The sequence below is a fragment of the Ancylobacter crimeensis genome, assembly GCF_023016805.1.
In the GTDB taxonomy this organism is placed as follows: domain Bacteria; phylum Pseudomonadota; class Alphaproteobacteria; order Rhizobiales; family Xanthobacteraceae; genus Ancylobacter; species Ancylobacter crimeensis.
Map to the genome: position 1 here is coordinate 104,853 of NZ_JALKCH010000007.1, position 13,859 is coordinate 118,711.

Sequence of the window (13,859 nt, forward strand, 5' to 3'; positions counted from 1 at the left end):
AGATCGCCCATGCCCATCGAGATCCTCATGCCGGCCCTGTCTCCCACCATGGAGAAGGGCAATCTGGCGAAATGGCTGAAGAAGGAAGGCGACAAGGTCGCGCCCGGCGACGTGATCGCCGAGATCGAGACCGACAAGGCGACCATGGAGGTCGAGGCGATCGACGAGGGGACGCTGGCGAAGATCCTCGTGCCGGAAGGCACGCAGGATGTGCCGGTGAACCAGCTCATCGCCGTGCTGGCGGCCGATGGCGAGGATGTGAGCGCGGCGGCCTCCGGCGCCGGCTCCGCGCCGAAGGCCGAAGCGCCGAAGGAGGCGCCCAAAGCAGAAGCGCCGAAGCCAGAAGTGCCGAAGGCTGAAGCTCCCGCTCCTGCTCCCGCCGCGCCGGCGGCTCCTGCCGCTGCTGCGACTGCGGGCGGCAATCGCGTTTTCGCCTCGCCGCTCGCCCGGCGCCTTGCGAAGGAAAAGGGCATCGACGTCGCCGCCGTGAAGGGCTCCGGCCCGAAGGGCCGCGTCGTCGCCGCCGACGTCGCCTCGGCCAAGCCGGGCGCCGCGCCGGCCGCGAGCGCCCCCGCGCCGGCTGCAGCCAAGACTGCAACGGCTGCACCTGCAACCGCTGCACCTGCGGCCGCGACCCCGAGCGCCGCCGCGGTGCTGGAGCAGGCCAAGGCCTATTACGAGCCGGGCACCTATGAGGAGGTCCCGCTCGACGCCATGCGTCGCGTCATCGCCCAGCGCATGACCGAAGCCCGGCAGACCGTGCCGACCTTCTATTTGACCGTGGATTGCGACGTCGACGCGCTGATGAAGCTGCGCGAGGAGCTGAACAAGTCCGCGCCCGAAGTGAACGGCAAGCCGGCCTACAAGCTCTCGGTCAACGACTTCGTCATCAAGGCCTATGCGCTCGCCTTCCAGCAGGTGCCGGAAGCCAACATGGTGTGGGGCGGCGATCGCTACCTCAAGCTGAAGCATTCCGACATCGGCGTCGCGGTCGCGATCGACGGCGGCAAGGGCCTGCTCACCCCGATCATCCGCAAGGCCGAGACCAAGACGCTCTCCGCGATCTCCAACGAGACCCGCGACCTCGCCACGCGCGCCCGCAACAAGAAGCTGGCGCCGAACGAGTATCAGGGCGGCTCCTCGGCGATCTCCAATCTCGGCATGTTCGGGATGAAGCATTTCACCGCCATCATCAACCCGCCCCACGCCACCATCCTCGCGGTCGGCACCTCGGAGCAGCGGGCCGTGGTGAAGGGCGGCCAGCTCGCGGTCGCCACCCAGATGACGGTCACCATCTCCTGCGACCACCGGGTGATGGACGGAGCGATGGGCGCACAGCTGCTCAGCGCCTTCAAGGCGATCATCGAGAAGCCGATGTCGATGCTGGTCTGACGCGCCAGCTCCACCAAACCCGTATCGACCGGCCGGGCCCCGTGCCCGGCCCCTCGCTCCGCAAGGACGGAACCCGCGCCATGTCCCAGACCACCTATGACATTCTCATCATCGGATCCGGGCCGGGCGGCTATGTCGCCGCCATCCGCGCCGCCCAGCTCGGGCTGAAGGTCGGCGTGGTGGAGCGCCAGTATATGGGCGGCATCTGCCCGAACTGGGGCTGCATCCCGGCCAAGGCGCTGCTGCGCTCGGCGGAGATTTTCCACTATATCGAGCACGCCAAGGATTACGGCCTCGTCGCCGAGAAGGTGGGCGTGGACATCGCCGGCGTGGTAAAGCGTTCGCGCGGCATCGCGGCGCAGATGAGCGGGGGCGTCGGCTTCCTGCTGAAGAAGAACAAGGTCGACGTGATCTGGGGCCCGGCGACCATCACCGCGCCCGGCAAGGTTTCGGTGGCCGCTCCGGTCGAGCCGGGTCCGAAGGGCACGCTGCCGCCGGGCGACTATGCCGCGAAGAACATCATCATCGCCACCGGCGCCCGCCCGCGCGTGCTGCCCGGCATCGAGCCGGACAAGAAGCTCATCTGGACCTATTTCGAGGCGCTGGCCCCGGCGAGCGTGCCGAAATCGCTGCTCATCATGGGCTCGGGCGCGATCGGCGTCGAATTCGCCTCCTTCTACAAGGCGATGGGCTCCGACGTCACCATCGTCGAGCTGCTGCCGCAGATCCTGCCCGTCGAGGACGAGGAGATCGCCGATCTCGCCCGCAAGCGGTTCGAGAAGCAGGGCATCAGGATCCTCACCGGCGCCAAGGTGTCGAAGGTCGCCAAGGGGACGGACAACGTCACCGCCACCGTCGAGACCGCGGACGGCAACAGCCAGACCATCACCGCCGACCGGCTGATCGCCGCCGTGGGCGTGGTCGGCAATATCGAGAATCTCGGCCTCGAAAAAATCGGGGTGAAGACCGATCGCGGCTGCGTGGCGATCGACGGGCTGTGCCGCACCAATGTGCCGGGCATCTACGCCATCGGCGACGTCGCCGGCCCGCCCATGCTGGCGCACAAGGCCGAGCATGAGGGCGTGATCTGCGTCGAGGCGATCGCCGGCAAGCACGCGCACCCGATGAACAAGCTGGAGATTCCCGGCTGCACGTACTGCATGCCGCAGGTCGCCTCGGTGGGGCTCACCGAGAAAAAGGCGAAGGAAGCCGGCTACGAGATCAAGGTCGGCCGCTTCCCCTTCATCGGCAACGGCAAGGCGGTCGCGCTCGGCGAACCGGATGGTCTGGTGAAGACCGTCTTCGACGCGAAGACCGGCCAGCTTCTCGGCGCCCACCTGATCGGCGCGGAGGTCACCGAGCTGATCCAGGGCTTCGTCATCGCGATGAATCTCGAGACGACCGAGGAAGAGCTCATCAACACCATCTTCCCGCACCCTACGGTGTCGGAAACGATGCATGAGAGCGTGCTGGCCGCATACGGGCGCGCCATCCATATGTGAGGGACGGGCAGGGGCGGCTAAGGCTCGTGCCCTGCAACCCTGCACGCGGTCATCCCGGCCGCAGTGTAGCGGAGAGCCGGGATCGTCGGCGATTGTCCGGGTGCGCCTTCCTGTGCCGCAGGCACATCGTCCTTCGCACGCCCGAAGCTTCCGCATGCCGGAGGTCTGTGCGCTCCCGGATCGGCCTGCGGCCGTGCGGGATGATGACTTTCAGGAGCAGGTCGGGGACGGGCGCAGCCTCCGTGTCCATCGTCACGCTGTGACGCAATCCCCCAACGCTGCCGGACCCGCCGCACACCGTCATGCCCGGCGAAGGCCGGGCATCCATGATTCTGCACACAGGTCCTTTGCACGCGGGCGCTTTGCACCTCGCACTTATGAAGGCGTGGATGGCCGGGCCGGAGCCCGGCCATGACGGCGCGCAGCGGCTTGTAACGCGCTACGGGCGCCTCGCACCCTCATGCCGGCCAGTAGCCCGCTCTCACGGCCGCGCAAGTGGCCGCCAATGGCTCGTGTCCCTGCTGACGGCCGCCTGCTTCCCGGCTTTCACTGCAACCGGTCGGTTCGCACCCGCCAGCCGCCATCGCCGTCGGCGGCGAGCATCTCCGTGACCTGCGGATGGCGCAGCGGTTCGCCGGAGGTGTCGAGCTCGAGATTCTGCTCCGAGACATAGGCGACGTATTCCGTCTCCGCGTTCTCGGCGAGCAGATGATAATAGGGCTGGTCCTTGGGCGGACGGATACCCTCGGGGATCGATTCCCACCACTCGTCGGTGTTGGAGAATTCAGGATCGACGTCGAACACCACTCCGCGGAAGGGGTAGTGGCGGTGACGAACCACCTGTCCGATCCGATATTTGGCGTTGCGTTCTTTCATCTCCGCCTCCCGGACGGCGCGACCGGTTAAGAGAATGAGGGCCGCTTGTCAAACGGCCCATGCCTCGATCGTCATCCGCTCCCGTCGCCGCTGGAAATATGCAACCGCCATGCCCGGCCATGCAGCAGCGGAGGGCGACAGCGGGCCCGCTCCATGCGACACAGCGCGTAGCACTCCCGAACCCGCACGCCCCCGATTCACGCCTCACGATTCCCATGGCCGACGTTCTCGCGCTCGCATTGCCGTTCTTCGGCGTGATCTTTCTCGGCTTCGGCTGCGGGCGCTTCTCGCGCATCCCCGAAAGCGGACTCGCCTGGCTGAGCTTCTTCATCATCTACATCGCCTTGCCGGCGCTGTTCTTCTCGCTGGTGGCGAAGACCCCGTTCCACGAGTTGACCAATGGCCGTTTCATCCTGGCGACCACGCTCTCCACCGCCACCTGCTTCGCGCTGTCCTTCGCCATCGGGCTCTGGCTGCGGCGCGGGGATGTCGCGGAGGCATCGATCGCGGCGATTCTCGGCTCTTACTCCAATGTCGGCTATATGGGCCCCGGCCTCACCCTCGGCGCGCTGGGGGCGGCAGCCTCGGTGCCGACCGCGCTGATCTTCGTGTTCGACAGCCTGTTCTTCTTCACCATCGTGCCGCTGCTGATGGCGGTGAGCGGCCGCGACCGGCACGGGCTCGCCGCCACCGTCCTGCTGGTGCTGCGCCGCGTGCTGACGCATCCCTTCAACGTCGCGACCTTTCTCGGCGTGGCATCGGCCTATTTCGAGTTTCAGCCGCCGCTCGCCATCGAGCGCATGCTGGATTTCCTGCGCAACGCCGCCGCGCCCTGTGCGCTGTTCACGCTCGGCGTCTCGGTGGCGCTGCGGCCGATGGACCGGCTGCATGGCGAGGTGCCGCTGCTCATCGCCATCAAGCTGCTGCTGCACCCGGTGCTGGTCTTCGTGGTGCTGAGCGTGGTCGGCGCCGGCCATGGCGGCTTCCCGCCGGTGTGGCTCGCCACAGCGGTGCTGATGGCCGGCCTGCCGCCGGCGCTCAACGCCTTCATCATGGCGAAGCAGTACGACACCTATGTCGAGGCGGCCTCGGGAGGCGTGCTCATCGGCACGGTCGTCTCGGTCGCGACGGTGACGGCGCTGCTCTATGCCGTCCAGCACGGCATGCTGCCGGCCCCGCTGCTCGCGCCCTGAGGCTTCACAGCGGCTTGCCGGCGGCGAGGCGGGGAATGTCGCGCGTCGGGCCGACGCCCTGCCGCATCGCGGCGAGGCGCAGGCCCGGCACCTTGCCGAGCAGCCACAGGCCGAGGCCGCGCAGCCCCTGCACCGGTACGAGATCGCTCAGCAGCGAACGGTTGACGAGATCGACCGCCAGCGTTCGCCCGTCGATATCGCCGCGCCGGCGCCGCTCATAGCCCTCGCTCACCTGCGCCCCGCCGATGTCGGCGCCCGCGCGCACGGCGTCGGCCACGAGGTCGGCCAGAGTGGCGGCATCGCGGATGCCGAGATTGAGCCCCTGCGCACCGATGGGCGGAATGACATGGGCGGCCTCGCCCGCCAGCACCAGCCGCGGCGCCGACAGCCTGCGGGCGGTGCGCGCGCTCAGCGGAAAGGCGCCGCGCGGCGATTCGAGCCGCATGCGCCCGAGGATCGAGGCGGAGCGCCGTTCCATCTCGCGGCCGAAGGCGCCGTCATCCAGCCCCTGAAGGCGCTCGGCCTCCTCCGGGGAAACCACGCACACCACCGAGGATCGCTCGCCCGGTAGCGGTACCAGGGTGAAGGGGCCGGTTTCGGTGTGGAACTCGGTCGAGATGTTGCCGTGCGGACGCTCATGGGCGAGTGTCGCGGTGACGGCGACCTGCGGATAGGCGCGGCTGCGCATCTCGATGCCGGCGATCTGCCGGGCGCGCGACTGCCGCCCGTCGGCCGCCACCAGCAGGGCGGCCTCGAGGCGCGCGCCGTCCTCGGTTTCGACATGCAGACCCTCTGGCGCGACCTCGAAATCCGCCAGCGTGCCGGTGATACGGCTTATGCCGGGCGTCGCCGCGACGGTAGCGTCGAGCGCGGCGTTGAGGTCGGCGTTCTCCACATTCCAGGCGAAGGCCTCCAGACTGGCTTCGGAGGCGCGGAAGGCGACCTCGGGGGCCCGCACCAGCCGGCGCGTGCCGTCGATGATGCGCATGACGCGCAGCGGCGCCGCGCGCGGCCGCAGTCGCTCCCACACGCCGAGCGCTTCCAGCACGCGCACCGAGCCATCCATCAGCGCCGTGGTGCGTGTATCCGCGGGGCGATCCGGGGCGAGCAGCGCCACCTGCGCCCCTGCCGCCGCAAGACCCAGCGCGGCGACGGCTCCGGCGGGACCGGCGCCGGCGACGATCGCACGGGGCCGGACGTGAGAAGGGACGGGGGAGGCGGCTTGCGAAACGGCTTCCATTGGCACGGCACCACCCTTCCTGTCCTTCTTGCGCGCCGGGATTGTGCGGCGGCTCCCGAGTGTGGGATAAGCAGTCTGCGCGCGCGAGGCAAATGACCAGGTCAAGGCGGAGCCGATCGTGCGTGTCGCGCGTTTGACGAGCAGCGTGCGCCCGTGGGGAGAGAAACAGTGCCGGTGTCCTCCAAGCTCAGCGAAGCCGCTCCGCCGGTCCGGCAGACGCTGGCCTTTGCCGTGCACGTCTTCACCGCGACGGGCGCGGTCTTCGGGCTGCTGGCCCTGATGTCCGCCGTGCGTGGCGACTGGGCGACCATGTTCGCCTGGCTCGGCGCCGCCCTGTTCGTGGACGGGATCGACGGCTCCATCGCCCGGCGGGTGAAGGTGGTGGAGGTGCTGCCGCGCTGGTCGGGCGAGATTCTCGACCTCGTGGTCGACTATCTCACCTATGTGCTCGTGCCGGCCTTTGCCGTGGTCAGCGCCGGGCTGATGCCGTTCTGGATGGCGATCATCGGCAGCGCGGCGATCCTGCTCACAAGCGCGCTCTATTTCGCCGACACGAGGATGAAGACCGACGACAAGTATTTCCAGGGCTTTCCGTCGGTCTGGAACCTCGTCGTGTTCTATTTCTTCCTCGTGCCGCTGCCGGGCTGGGCGATCTTCGCCATCATCCTGGCACTGTCGGCCGCGACCTTCCTGCCGATCAAGTTCGTGCACCCCTTCCGGGTGGTGCGCCTGCGCTGGCTGACGCTTTTGCTGATGAGCGTGTGGGGCGTGCTCGCGCTGATCGCGGTGCTGACGGATTTCGAGGCCCCCCGCTGGGCCAGCATCGGCCTGTGCGCCATCGCGCTCTATTTCCTGCTGTTCGGCCTGGTTCCTTCCCGCCGCAAGACGCTCTGACGGCGCTACGCTCTGACGGTGATCGCGCGGCGCGGTTTCGCCGTGCTGCGATGGACCGGCCCGGCACCTTCAGCATCACGGAGCACATCTGCCCGCCATGCTCGATCTCCTGACCTCCACCGAAGCCTGGGCGGCGTTGCTGACGCTGACCGCGATGGAGATCGTGCTCGGCATCGACAACATCGTCTTCATCTCGCTGCTGGTCTCGCGTCTCGATCCCCAACGGGGCGAACAGGCCCGGCGCGTCGGCCTCGCGCTGGCGCTGGTGTTCCGCATCGGCCTGCTCACTTTGCTGAGCTGGGTCATCGGGCTCACCGAGCCGGTATTCAGCCTTGCCGGCCGCGATTTCTCCTGGCGCGACCTCGTCCTCATTGCCGGTGGCCTGTTCCTCATCGCGAAGTCGACGGGCGAGATCCATACCGCCATCGCCATCGGCGAGGAGGGAGAGGAGGAGGAGGAAACGGCGTCGGCCGGCACGTCCTTCTGGTGGATCGTCGCGCAGGTGGTGGGAATCGACCTCGTTTTCTCGGTCGATTCCATCATCACCGCCATCGGCATGGCGCAGGACCTGCCGGTGATGATCGCGGCGGTCGTGGTCGCGGTCGGCATCATGTATCTGGCGTCCGGCGCTGTCGCGCGCTTCATCGCCGCCTATCCGACCACCAAGATGCTGGCGCTCTCCTTCCTGCTGCTGATCGGCATGTCGCTGATCGCGGACGGCTTCGGCGTGCATGTGCCGCGTGCCTATATCTATTCCGCCATGGCCTTTTCGGCCGTGGTCGAGATCTTCAACGTCACCGCGCTGCGCCGGGCCCGGCGCCGGCGCGCCAGCAGGGTCAAGGAGTGAAGCATGGTCGCTGCCATCCGCGTTCATGAGACAGGTGGTCCGGACGTCCTGAAGCTCGAGGAGGTCGAGCTCGGCAAGCCGGGTCCGGGCGAGGTACGGGTGCGCCACACCGCCATCGGCCTCAATTTCATCGACACCTATTTCCGCTCCGGCCTCTACCCCGCGCCGAACGGACTGCCCTTTACCCCCGGCAACGAGGCGGCCGGCGTGATCGAGGAACTGGGGGAGGGCGTCACCGACCTCGCCGTGGGCGATCGCGTCGCCTATGGCTCGTCGCCGCTCGGTTCGTACAGCGCCGCGCGCATCATGCCGGCCGGCCCGCTGGTGAAGCTGCCGGACACGATTTCCGACGAGACCGCCGCGGCGATGATGCTGAAGGGCATGACCGCGCGCTATCTGCTGCGCCAGACCTTCAAGGTGGAGCCCGGCAACACCATTCTCGTGCAGGCGGCGGCCGGCGGCGTCGGGCTGCTTTTGTGTCAGTGGGCGGCGCATATCGGCGCCACCGTCATCGGCACGGTGGGTTCGCAGGAGAAGGCCGAACTCGCCCGCGCCAATGGCGCCCATCACACCATCCTCTACCGCCAGGAGGACTTCGTCGCGAAGGTGAAGGAGATCACGGGGGGCAAGCTGTGCGACGTGGTGTATGACGGCGTCGGCAAGGACACCTATCCCGGCTCGCTGGACTGCCTGCGCCCGCGCGGCCTGTTCGCCAGCTTCGGCAATGCGTCCGGCCCGGTGGAGAATTTCAGCCTTCTGGCGCTGTCGCAGAAGGGCTCGCTCTACGCCACGCGGCCGACGCTGTTCACCCACGTCGCGACCCGGCCCGCGCTGCTCGAAAATGCGGCGGACCTGTTCGACGCGGTGGCGAAGGGCGTGGTGAAGGTCCCGGTCAACCAGACCTATCCGCTGGCGCGCGCCGCCGACGCCCATCGCGATCTCGAAGCGCGCAGGACCACGGGCTCCACCGTTCTCATCCCCTGAGCGCGGGGCCTTCCCCGCGGGTGCTGTCGCCGCCCGCGGGCGTTGTGGCGACGTGTCGCCGCGATGTGCTACCGCCATGGCCTCGCGGCGCTGCTCAATTGGGCACATGATCCCGCGAATCTTGGAGTAAAGTCGCTCCAGTGTGCGGCCCTGCCGCCCTTCGCGTGACATCGATCGGGGGATCGAAAGCTGATGACCGCTAGCGACACCGGGCCGGCGCTGCTGGAAGCGGCGGGGCTGACCAAGCGGTTCGGCGCGCTGGTCGCCAACGACACGGTGAGCCTCGCCATCCGGGCCGGGGAGGCCCACGCGCTGCTGGGCGAGAACGGCGCCGGCAAGTCCACGCTGGTGAAGATGCTGTGTGGCCTTATCCAGCCGGACAGCGGCGAGCTGCGCTATCGCGGCGAGCCGGTCGTGTTCTCCGACCCCGCCACCTCGCGGGCACGGGGCATCGGTGTCGTGTTCCAGCATTTCGCGCTGTTCGACGCGCTGACCGTGGTGGAGAACGTCGCGCTCGGCCTGCCGAAGCCGGAGCCGCTCGGCGTGCTGGCGAAGCGCATCGAGGCCTGCGTCGGGCGCTACGGGCTCAGCGTCGAGCCGTGGCGCCGGGTCGGCGAGCTTTCGGTCGGCGAGCGCCAGCGGGTGGAGATCGTGCGCTGCCTCCTCGGCGATCCGCAGGTGCTCATCCTCGACGAGCCGACCTCGGTGCTGACGCCCGACGAATCCGAAGGCCTGTTCCGTACGGTTGACTTGCTCACCGCGGAGGGACGGGCGGTGCTGTTCATCTCGCACAAGCTGGACGAGGTGCGCCGGCTCTGCCAGCGCGCCACCGTGCTGCGCGGCGGGCGCTTCATCGCCGAGGTCGACCCGCGCCGCGAAACTTCCGCCAGCCTCGCCCGGCTGATGGTGGGCGCCGACGTTCCACGCACCGCGCCGCTCGTCGCCCATGAGCTTGGCGAGCCGCGCCTGCTGGTGAAGGCCCTCACGGTCGCTGGCGATGGCAGCCGCGGCTCGGCGCTGCACGACATCGACCTCGAAATCCGCGCCGGCGAGATTCTCGGCATCGCCGGCGTCGCCGGCAATGGCCAAACCACGCTGTTCGATGCGCTGTCCGGCGAGCGGACCTCCGATCCCGAATCCATCGTCATCGACAAGGTGGCTGCGGGCGGCCTGGGGCCCACCGAGAGGCGGGCGCTCAAGGCCGGCTTCGTGCCGGAGGAGCGGTTGGGACACGCCGCCGCGCCCGATATGCGGCTCTCCGACAATGTGCTGCTCACCACCCATGGCGATGGCGGCATCGTGAAGGGCGGCGTCATCCGCCGGGCGGCGCTGCAGGCCCGCTTCGCCGAGATCGTGAAGCGGTTCGACGTGCGCTTCGGCGGCAGGGACCCCAAGGCACGGCGGCTGTCCGGCGGCAACCTCCAGAAATTCGTCATCGGCCGCGAGGTGTTGCGCGAGCCGGTCCTGCTCGTGGTGGACCAGCCGACCTGGGGCGTCGATGCGGCGGCGGCGACCTTCATCCGCACCACGCTGCGGCAGAAGGCGGCCGAGGGCTGCGCGGTGCTCGTGATCAGCCAGGATCTCGACGAATTGCTGGAATTCGCCGACCGCATCGCGGTGATGTCGGAAGGCAGGCTCACCGCGCCGGTGCCGGTGGCCGAGACCTCGCGCGAGGCGATCGGCCTTGCCATGGGCGGGGCGGCGCAGGAGAGCGTGCATCAGGGGGAGGGTGCCCATGCGGTTCAAGCTTGAGCGGCGCGAGACCGTCTCCGGCCTCGGGCTCGTCGCCGCTCCGGTTATTGCGGTCCTCGCCACGCTGCTGATCGGGACCGCGATGTTCCTCGTGCTCGGGCTCGACCCGCTGGCGGCTTTCCGCATCTATTTCATCGACCCGCTCACAGATCCCTACACGCTGCAGGAACTTGTGGTGAAGGCCTGCCCGCTGCTGCTGATCGGGCTCGGCCTCGTCTTCTGCTACCGCGCCAATCGCTGGAACATCGGCGCGGAGGGGCAGTATGTCGCCGGGGCCGTGCTGGGCTCCATCGTTGCCATCGCCACCAATGGCGGGGAGGGCGGCTGGTGGATCCTGCCCGCCATGCTGGCGATGGGAGCGATCGGCGGGGCGCTGTGGGGGCTGGTGCCGGCCTTCCTGCGGGTACGCTTCGGCGCCAGCGAGATCCTCACCTCGCTGATGCTGGTCTATGTCGCCCAGCTCGGGCTGGACTATCTGGTGCGCGGCCCGTGGCGCGATCCCGCCGGCTTCAACTTCCCCAAGAGCGTCAGCTTCGACCCTGCCGCCACCGTGCCGCTGCTGATGGAGGACGGGCGCATGCATGCCGGCATCCTCATCGCTATCGTCGTGGTGATCGTGGCGGCCTTCGTGCTGGGGCGGACGCTGGTGGGCTTTTCCATCGAGCTCGGCGGCTCGGCGCCGCGCGCGGCCGCCTTTGCCGGTTTCGACGAGCGGCGGGTGACCTATGGCGTGTTCGCGGTCTCGGGCGCACTGGCGGGGCTGGCCGGCATCATCGAGGTGGCGGGGCCGATCGGGAACCTGCAACCCTCCATCTCGCCGGGCTATGGCTTCACCGCCATCATCGCCGCGGTGCTGGGGCGGCTGAACCCGTTCGGCGTGGTGCTGTCGAGCCTCGTGCTGGCGCTCACCTATATCGGCGGCGAGGCGGCCCAGATCAGCCTCAAGATGCCGTTCGACGTGACCCGCGTGTTCCAGGGCACCATGCTCATCGCCATCCTCGCCGCCGACGTTCTGGTGCGCTACCGCGTGCGCCGGGTGGAGGCGCCCGCCCGCGACGCCGCGAAGGTGACCGCCCATGCATGATCTCACTATCCTGTCCGCGGTGCTCGCCAGCGTCGTGGCGGCGGCGACGCCGCTGCTGATCGCGGCCCTGGGCGAACTGGTGGCGGAACGCGCCGGCACCCTCAATCTCGGCGTCGAGGGCATGATGATCATCGGCGCGGCAGTGGGCTATGCCACCGCCTACGGCTCGGGCAGCCTCGTGCTCGGCGCGCTGGCGGGCATCCTCGCGGGCACGGCGCTGTCGTTGGTCTTCGCCGGGCTCGCGGTGTGGCTGGCGGCGAACCAGGTGGCCTCCGGCCTCGCCACCACCATTCTCGGGCTCGGCCTTGCCGGGCTGATCGGCGCGCCCTTCGTCGGCACCAAGCTCACCGCCGTGCCGCAGCTCAACATTCCCGGCCTTACCGACCTGCCGGTGATCGGCGAGGTGCTGTTCGGACAGGACGCCTTCGCCTATCTCTCCATTCTGCTGCTGATCCTCGTGTGGATTGGCCTCGGCCGTACCCGGCTTGGACTTGTGGTGCGCGCGGTGGGCGAGAGCCACAGCGCCGCCCATGCGCTCGGCCATCCGGTGCGCAGGATCCGCACGCTGGCGGTGATGTTCGGCGGCGCCTGCGCGGGGCTCGCCGGGGCCCAGCTCTCGCTCGCCTACACGCCGTTCTGGGCCAGCGACATGACCGCCGGGCGCGGCTGGATCGCGCTGGCGCTGGTGGTGTTCTCGGCCTGGCGCCCGCTTTGGCTGCTGGCCGGGGCCTATCTGTTCGGCGCGGTGTCGATCCTGCAGCTTCACGTGCAGGGCTTCGGCCTCGGCATCCCGTCGCAGCTCCTCTCGGCGCTGCCCTATCTTGCGACGATCAGTGCCCTCGTGGTCATCTCGGCGCTCAAGAAAGGGCACGGCGCGCCGGCTTCGCTCGGCGTGCCCTTCGTGCCGGACCGCTGATCGAGCCTCATACGCCGGAGCCTCCTGCGGCCACGCTCCGGCACCAGACCTTCCGGCCGGCAATGGGAACAATCGGAGACATTGATGCGCAAGATCCTCTCGATGGCGGTCGGGCTGTCGGTCGGCCTCGCCGCCGGGCTCGGCCTGATGGGCGGAGCGCAGGCCGCCGAGAAGCTGAAGGCCGCCTGGGTCTATGTCGGCCCGGTGGGCGATTTCGGCTACAGCTACCAGCACGATCAGGGCCGCAAGGCGGTGGAGAAGGCGTTCGGCGACAAGGTGGAAACCACCTTCGTCGAGAACGTGCAGGAAGGCCCGGACGCCGAGCGCGTGATCGAGCAGCTCGCCCGCGCGGGTAACAAGCTGATCTTCACCACCTCCTTCGGCTTCATGGAGCCGACGCTGAAGGTCGCCAAGCGCAACCCCAGCGTGCTCTTCGAGCACGCCACCGGCTACAAGCGCGCAAAGAACGTGGCGACCTACAACGCCAAGTTCCATGAGGGTCGCTACATCATCGGCCAGATCGCCGCCAAGATGTCGAAGTCCGGCACGGTGGGCTACATCGCCTCCTTCCCGATCCCGGAGGTCATCGCCGGCATCAACTCCTTCATGCTCGGCGCGCAGTCGGTCAATCCGAACATGAAGGTGAAGATCGTCTGGGTGAACTCCTGGTTCGACCCGGCCAAGGAAGCCGACGCCGCCAAGGCGCTGATCGACCAGGGCGCCGACATCATCGCCCAGCACACCGACAGTCCGGCCGCCATGCAGGCCGCCGAGCAGCGCGGCGTGAAGGCGTTCGGCCAGTCGTCCGACATGATCAATTTCGGTCCGCACGCCCAGCTCACCGCCATCGTCGACGACTGGGCGCCTTATTACATCGACCGGGTGAAGCTTACGCTCGACGGCAAGTGGACCTCCACCGACACCTGGGACGGGCTGAAGGAAGGCGTCGTGCACATGGCGCCCTACACCAACATGCCCGACGACGTGAAGACGATGGCCGAAACCACCGAAGCCGCCATCAAGTCCGGCGCGCTGCATCCCTTCAAGGGCCCGATCTACAAGCAGGACGGCACGCTTATGGTGAAGGAGGGCGAGGTGATGTCCGACAAGGATATCCTCTCCCTCAACTGGTATGTGAAGGGCATCGACGACAAGGTGCCCGGCCAGTGAGATGCCCGG

Annotated in this window: 12 protein-coding genes; 10 read left to right on the forward strand and 2 right to left on the reverse strand. The window is 68.4% G+C overall.

The window, feature by feature from the left end; translation table 11 throughout:
* Positions 1-9: 9 nt before the first annotated feature.
* Together MWN34_RS12150 and lpdA are read left to right on the forward strand one after the other, a co-directional pair.
* A complete protein-coding gene (locus MWN34_RS12150) occupies positions 10-1,392 on the forward strand; it encodes a pyruvate dehydrogenase complex dihydrolipoamide acetyltransferase (protein ID WP_247029562.1) in 1,383 nt (460 codons plus the stop codon).
* 80 nt (positions 1,393-1,472) lie between these two features.
* On the forward strand, positions 1,473-2,894 hold the full coding sequence (lpdA, locus tag MWN34_RS12155) for a dihydrolipoyl dehydrogenase (RefSeq protein ID WP_247029563.1): 1,422 nt from the start codon (positions 1,473-1,475) through the stop codon (positions 2,892-2,894).
* 546 nt (positions 2,895-3,440) lie between these two features.
* Here lpdA and hspQ read toward each other — a convergent pair.
* Complete coding sequence (gene hspQ, locus MWN34_RS12160) at positions 3,441-3,770, reverse strand: heat shock protein HspQ (RefSeq protein WP_247029564.1); 330 nt, start codon at positions 3,768-3,770, stop codon at positions 3,441-3,443.
* Positions 3,771-3,985: 215 nt separating this feature from the next.
* Here hspQ and MWN34_RS12165 point away from each other — a divergent pair, with 215 nt between their 5' ends.
* Complete coding sequence (locus MWN34_RS12165) at positions 3,986-4,963, forward strand: AEC family transporter (RefSeq protein WP_247029565.1); 978 nt, start codon at positions 3,986-3,988, stop codon at positions 4,961-4,963.
* A gap of 4 nt (positions 4,964-4,967) precedes the next feature.
* On the opposite strand, the gene MWN34_RS12170 is transcribed toward MWN34_RS12165, so the two are convergent.
* Positions 4,968-6,203, reverse strand: coding sequence for a UbiH/UbiF family hydroxylase (locus MWN34_RS12170; RefSeq protein ID WP_247029566.1), 1,236 nt, complete (start codon positions 6,201-6,203; stop codon positions 4,968-4,970).
* A 168-nt stretch (positions 6,204-6,371) separates the two neighbouring features.
* Here MWN34_RS12170 and MWN34_RS12175 point away from each other — a divergent pair, with 168 nt between their 5' ends.
* The 7 genes from MWN34_RS12175 (at position 6,372) to MWN34_RS12205 (ending at position 13,850) form a co-directional block, all read left to right on the forward strand.
* The gene (locus tag MWN34_RS12175; protein WP_247029567.1) at positions 6,372-7,097 is read left to right on the forward strand and encodes a CDP-alcohol phosphatidyltransferase family protein; all 726 of its coding nucleotides are present in this window, start codon (positions 6,372-6,374) and stop codon (positions 7,095-7,097) included.
* A 97-nt stretch (positions 7,098-7,194) separates the two neighbouring features.
* A complete protein-coding gene (locus MWN34_RS12180; RefSeq protein WP_247029568.1) occupies positions 7,195-7,944 on the forward strand; it encodes a TerC family protein in 750 nt (249 codons plus the stop codon).
* A 3-nt stretch (positions 7,945-7,947) separates the two neighbouring features.
* Positions 7,948-8,928, forward strand: a complete 981-nt coding sequence (locus MWN34_RS12185) for a quinone oxidoreductase family protein (protein WP_247029569.1) — start codon at positions 7,948-7,950, stop codon at positions 8,926-8,928.
* A gap of 192 nt (positions 8,929-9,120) precedes the next feature.
* Positions 9,121-10,680 carry an ABC transporter ATP-binding protein gene (locus tag MWN34_RS12190; RefSeq protein WP_247029570.1) on the forward strand — a complete coding sequence of 520 codons (1,560 nt, stop codon included), beginning with the start codon at positions 9,121-9,123 and terminating at the stop codon, positions 10,678-10,680.
* Positions 10,664-11,764: an ABC transporter permease gene (locus tag MWN34_RS12195; RefSeq protein WP_247029571.1), complete on the forward strand. Its 1,101-nt coding sequence runs from the start codon at positions 10,664-10,666 to the stop codon at positions 11,762-11,764. The genes MWN34_RS12190 and MWN34_RS12195 overlap by 17 nt, the downstream gene beginning before the upstream one ends.
* On the forward strand, positions 11,757-12,680 hold the full coding sequence (locus MWN34_RS12200) for an ABC transporter permease (protein ID WP_247029572.1): 924 nt from the start codon (positions 11,757-11,759) through the stop codon (positions 12,678-12,680). Before MWN34_RS12195 ends, MWN34_RS12200 begins: the two co-directional genes overlap by 8 nt.
* Positions 12,681-12,764: 84 nt before the next feature.
* A complete protein-coding gene (locus MWN34_RS12205) occupies positions 12,765-13,850 on the forward strand; it encodes a BMP family ABC transporter substrate-binding protein (RefSeq protein ID WP_425532102.1) in 1,086 nt (361 codons plus the stop codon).
* The last annotated feature ends 9 nt before the right edge of the window (positions 13,851-13,859 follow it).